We start from the raw sequence: 5,163 nt of genomic DNA on the forward strand, positions 1-5,163 counted from the left end.
CAGGAGCTTCGGGTTGCACGCAACCGCCATCGCGATCATCACGCGCTGGCTCATGCCGCCCGACATCTGGTGCGGGAAGGCATCGATGCGGCTTTTTGCATCCGGAATCCCAACCTGATCGAGCAATTCCAGGGTGCGCTGATGCAGCTTCGATCCGCGCAAACCTTCGTGGAGCCGGAGAACTTCCTTGATCTGATAACCGACCGTATAGCTTGGATTCAGACTGGAGAGCGCGTCCTGGAAAACCATCGCAATGTCCTTGCCGATGATCTTCCTGCGTTGCCGCGCCGAGGCCTTCAACAAGTCGATGCCGTTGAACGTGACCTGATCGGCGGTGACGATTCCGGGCGCGTCGATCAAGCCCATCAGGGCCATCATCGTGACGCTTTTGCCGGAACCGGATTCGCCGACGACCCCGACCACTTCGCCGGGTTTGACGGAGATATCGATCCGATCGACAGCGGGCAGGCCGTTGAAGCTGACCGCCAGATTGCGGATAGTGAGGAGATCGTCCATATCACGCCATCCGCTTGAGTTTGGGGTCGAGCGCGTCGCGCAGACCGTCGCCGAGCAGATTGATGACGAGCACCGAAATCAGGATGGACAGCCCGGGCATGGTCACGATCCACCACGCACTTTCGATGTAATCCCGCGCGGACGCCAACATCGCGCCCCACTCCGCCGCCGGAGGCTGAACGCCGAGGCCAAGAAAGCCGAGCGCGGCGGCATCGAGAATCGCGGAGGAAAACCCCAACGTGGCCTGCACGATCAGCGGCGCAGCGCAGTTGGGCAACACTTGCGAGAACATCAGCCGCACGGTGCCGGCGCCGGCCACGCGTGACGCCGTCACGTATTCGCGCTGCAATTCACCGAGCGCCGCAGCACGCGTCAATCGCACATAACCCGGCAACGCGACGATCGCGATGGCAAGCATCGTATTGACCAGCCCCGGTCCGATGATCGCGACCACCGCAACTGCCAGCAACAACGAAGGCAGCGCGAGCAGCACGTCCATGATGCGCATGATGGGGGTATCGGCCCATTTCTGGAAAAACGCCGCGATCAACCCGAGCACGACGCCCGGAATCAGCGCGAGCACGACCGAGACAAAGCCGATCCAGAACGACAACCGAGCGCCGTACATCAGGCGCGAGAGGATGTCGCGGCCGGCTTCGTCGGTGCCGAGGACAAAACGCCAGTTGCCGCCATCCAGCCACGCGGGTGGGATCTTGACGTTGTCGCGATACTGCTCGATAGGACTGTGCGGCGCGATCAACGGCGCGAAGATCGCAACGAAGATCAGGATCAGCACGATCGCGCCGGCCACGACCGCGCCACGGTTGCGCGAGAAGTTGGCCCAGAATTCGCGGCCCGCCAGAAAGCGGCCGCCGGGGATCGGCGCCAGTGCGCCAGGATTGTTTTGGATATCGGCCATCGGCTTACCTCGTATGGCGAATGCGCGGATTCAGCACGCCGTACAACAAGTCGACGATTAGATTCACGAGAATGACGAGCGTCGCGATCATCAGGATACCGCCCTGCACGACAGGATAATCGCGGCGGCTGATGGCATCGATCAGCCACTTTCCAACCCCCGGCCACGAGAACAGAGTCTCGGTCAGCACGGCGCCCGCGAGCAGCGTGCCGACTTGCAGGCCGATCACGGTGACCACGGGAATCAGCGCGTTGCGCAGCGCATGCACGATCACCACGCGTCCGGGTGCAAGCCCCTTGGCGCGCGCCGTGCGAATGTAGTCCTCGCGCAAGACCTCGAGCATCGATGAACGCGTCATCCGCGCGATCACCGCCAGCGGAATGGTGCCCAGCACAATGGTCGGCAGGATCAGGTGGCTGACGGCGGACTTGAACGCGCCTTCATCGTCGGAGAAAAGTGCGTCCCACAGCATGAAGCCCGTGCGGTGCGGAATGTCGTACTCCACCGCGATACGCCCGGAAACCGGTGTCCAGCCGAGCTTCGCCGAGAAGAACATGATGAGGATCAAGCCCCACCAAAAAATCGGCATGGAATAACCGGTGAGCGCGGTGCCCATCACGCCGTGATCGACAATCGTGCCGCGTTTCAACGCAGCCGCGACGCCGGCGGGCAAACCCACCACTAGCGCGAAGATCATCGCGCAGAAAGCGAGTTCCAGGGTCGCGGGAAAGCGGCCGAGGAATTCGCCCATCACGCTAGTGTTGGTGATGATCGACATGCCGAGGTCGCCTTTCAGCGCGTGTCCAACATAGTGGAAATATTGAACAGGAAGCGGCAGGTCGAGCCCGAGCCGCTTCATGGCTTCGGCGTGCATTGCCGGGTCCACGCCGCGCTCGCCCATCATGACTTCAATGGGATCGCCCGGGATCAGGTGGATGAGTGCGAAGGCAAGGATCGTGATGCCGATGAACGTCGGGATCACCATGCCTATGCGTCGCAAAACGAATCGGAACATGGTTCGTCTCTTTGGGGAGGAAAAATGCGACCGGCGACGCGGGCTTGTGACCCTTGTCGCCGGACCTTTTCGACTAGTTATGTTTTTCGTGCAAGAAGCGTACCGCGCGAAGCTTACTGCATGCCCACGCCGTCAAAGCGCAAGTAACCCAGCGGCTCGATCTTCATGCCCGTGACCTTCTTGCTCGTCGGTTGATAAACGGTCGAGTGAGCGATCGGCGAGAAGGGCAGTTGATCAGCGAAAATCTGCTGCGCCTGCATGTAAGCCTGCGTGCGCTGCGCCTGATCGGACGTATTGCGGCCCTTGATCACCAGGTCGTTGAACGGCTTGTAGCACCAGTGCGAGAAGTTGCTGCCGTTGACAGCGTCGCAACCGAGCAGCGTGCCGAGCCAGTTGTCCGGATCGCCATTGTCGCCCGTCCAGCCGATCAGCATGGCGTCGTGTTCGCCCGCGTGAGCGCGCTTGATGTACTCGCCCCACTCGTACGACACGATGTTCGCCTTCACACCGATCTTCGCCCAGTCAGCCTGGATCATCTCGGCCATCAAGCGCGCGTTCGGGTTGTACGGACGCTGGACCGGCATGGCCCACAACGTGATCTCGAAGCCATTCGGGAAACCGGCCTTCGAGAGCAGCGCCTTGGCTTTGGCGGTGTCGTAGGACGCGATCTTCAGGTTCTTGTCATAGGACCACTGGGTCGGCGGCATCGGGGCGATCGCGGCTTGTCCTGCGCCCTGATACACCGATTCGATGATCGCTTTCTTGTTGATCGCCATGTCCAGCGCGCGGCGGACATCGACGTTGTCGACGTTCTTCTTGGTCACGTTGTAGGCCACGTAACCTTCGTTGAAACCGGCCGAGGAAGGCGTGTCGAGATTGGTATCGGCTTTCAGCGGCGCGATGTCAGCCGGACGCGGATAGCTCATGACCTGGCATTCGTTGCTTTTCAGCTTTTGCACGCGAACGGCGGCGTCCGGCGTGATCGAGAAAATCAGCTTCGAGATTTTGACCGCGCCCGCTTTCCAGTAATCAGGATTGCCGTCGAAACGGATGGTCGCGTCTTTCGTATAGCTGCGGAAAATAAACGGGCCTGTGCCGACCGGCTGCTGATTGATATCCGATGCCTTGCCCGCTTTCAGCAATTGCTGGCCATATTCATCCGATTGAATCGATGCATATTCCATCGCCATATTCTGGATGAACGGAGCATTCACTTCTTTCAGCGTGAACTTGACCGTGTACGGATCGACCTTTTCGATCTTCGTGATCAGCTTGTCGAGTCCCATGTCCGTGAAATACGGGAACGATGCCGGATACGCCTTGCGGAACGGCTGGTTCGGGTCGAGCATGCGGTTGAACGTGAAAAGCACGTCGTCCGCGTTGAATTCGCGCGTCGGCTTGAAGAACGACGTGGTCTGGAACTTCACGCCGTGGCGCAGGTGGAATGTGTAGGTCAGGCCATCAGCCGACACATCCCATTTTTCCGCGAGGCCCGGCTCCACTTTCGTGCTGCCGCGCTCGAATTCCACGAGGCGGTTGAACACTGTGAACGTGTTAGCAGTGAAATCGGTGCCCGTGGTGTATTGGGCGGGATCGAAACCGGCCGGGCTGCCTTCCGAGCAGTACACGAGCGTTTTGTTGGGAATGGGTGCCGCATGAGCGACGCTCGCAGTCACGAGCGATGCCGCGATGGCGGCGCTGACGGCCATCGACAGATGGGCAGCTCGCAACAGGCCAATTTTCTTCATGTTTCCTCCAGGTCTTGTGCCGGCTAAAACCGGCGTAGCGCGATATTACTGAGCTTTGCCGGGGGGAACAAGGCGACGAAATTCCTTATGGGAATTTGCTTCAGCACGAGTTTCCGGCGTATCGGGTAAATGACTGAAAAGGCCGCGTTTTGCTTGTTTACCCCAAGGTATTCGAGGATTTCTGACGATTTGGCGCGTTTTTATTGGAATGCGCAATATCGCCGAAATATGGCGCCGCGGCGAATTCGGGCGCTACCGTAGCACGAAGAACCGGCCAGGTTAAGTTAACAATTTTGGTGGCAGTGACGGTGAAAGCGAAAGTGCATCAAGTTTCGTTATGCACAATGTTTCGATGTGATTGGATGCAAGCGAACAATCTGGAGAACCGCGCGACGAACGTCGCGCGGGTAATACTTGATTCCTACCGTCCCTGCAGCTTCAACCGCTCGCAAATCGTCTTGCTCGCAGCCGCGCCGTTCAGCGTATAAAAATGCAGCCCGGGCGCGCCTTCCTTCACCAGCCGTTCGCACAAACCCGTCACCACATCCAGTCCGAAAGCGCGGATGGATTCTTTATCGTCGCCGAAGCTTTCCAGGCGGCGTGCAATCCACTTCGGCACTTCCGCGCCGCACATCTCCGAGAAACGCATCAACTGCGAGAAATTCGTGATCGGCATGATGCCCGGCACGATAGGAACATCCACGCCCAGCTTGCGGGCGTCATCGACGAAACGGAAATACGCGTCCGCGTTGAAGAAGTACTGCGTGATCGCCGAATTCGCGCCCGCTTGCACCTTGCGCACGAAGTTATCCAGATCGGATTTCGGCGAGCGCGCCTGCGGATGGTATTCCGGATAAGCGGCGACTTCGATGTTGAACCAGTCCCCATGCTCGGCGCGAATGAAGCTCACGAGTTCCGACGCATATCGCAACTCGCCGACTTCGCCCATGCCCGAAGGCAAATCG

The 5,163-nt window shown here is 59.5% G+C and carries 5 protein-coding genes; all 5 read right to left on the reverse strand.

The window, feature by feature from the left end:
- On the reverse strand, nt 1–516 hold a 516-nt coding region (locus ACFFAR_RS23955; RefSeq protein ID WP_375508586.1), incomplete at its 3' end, for an ATP-binding cassette domain-containing protein.
- Nucleotide 517: 1 nt separating this feature from the next.
- Nucleotides 518–1,435, reverse strand: coding sequence for an ABC transporter permease subunit (locus ACFFAR_RS23960; RefSeq protein WP_062000606.1), 918 nt, complete (start codon nt 1,433–1,435; stop codon nt 518–520).
- A 4-nt stretch (nt 1,436–1,439) separates the two neighbouring features.
- Nucleotides 1,440–2,450 carry an ABC transporter permease subunit gene (locus ACFFAR_RS23965; RefSeq protein ID WP_062000607.1) on the reverse strand — a complete coding sequence of 337 codons (1,011 nt, stop codon included), beginning with the start codon at nt 2,448–2,450 and terminating at the stop codon, nt 1,440–1,442.
- Nucleotides 2,451–2,563: 113 nt separating this feature from the next.
- Nucleotides 2,564–4,198 (reverse strand): ABC transporter substrate-binding protein, encoded by a 1,635-nt coding sequence (locus tag ACFFAR_RS23970; protein ID WP_086380886.1) that lies wholly within the window; start codon nt 4,196–4,198, stop codon nt 2,564–2,566.
- 421 nt (nt 4,199–4,619) lie between these two features.
- Nucleotides 4,620–5,163 (reverse strand): methylenetetrahydrofolate reductase (locus tag ACFFAR_RS23975; protein ID WP_375508587.1); only part of this gene is annotated, 544 nt, incomplete at its 5' end.

The sequence above is a fragment of the uncultured Caballeronia sp. genome (assembly GCF_964243625.1).
Lineage (GTDB): Bacteria > Pseudomonadota > Gammaproteobacteria > Burkholderiales > Burkholderiaceae > Caballeronia.

Bases quoted from the DNA above. Each gene is read 5' to 3' on its own strand.
- ACFFAR_RS23965 (WP_062000607.1), bottom strand. From the start codon at position 2,450: ATGTTCCGATTCGTTTTGCGACGCATAGGCATGGTGATCCCGACGTTC.
- ACFFAR_RS23960 (WP_062000606.1), bottom strand. From the start codon at position 1,435: ATGGCCGATATCCAAAACAATCCTGGCGCACTGGCGCCGATCCCCGGC.
- ACFFAR_RS23970 (WP_086380886.1), bottom strand. From the start codon at position 4,198: ATGAAGAAAATTGGCCTGTTGCGAGCTGCCCATCTGTCGATGGCCGTC.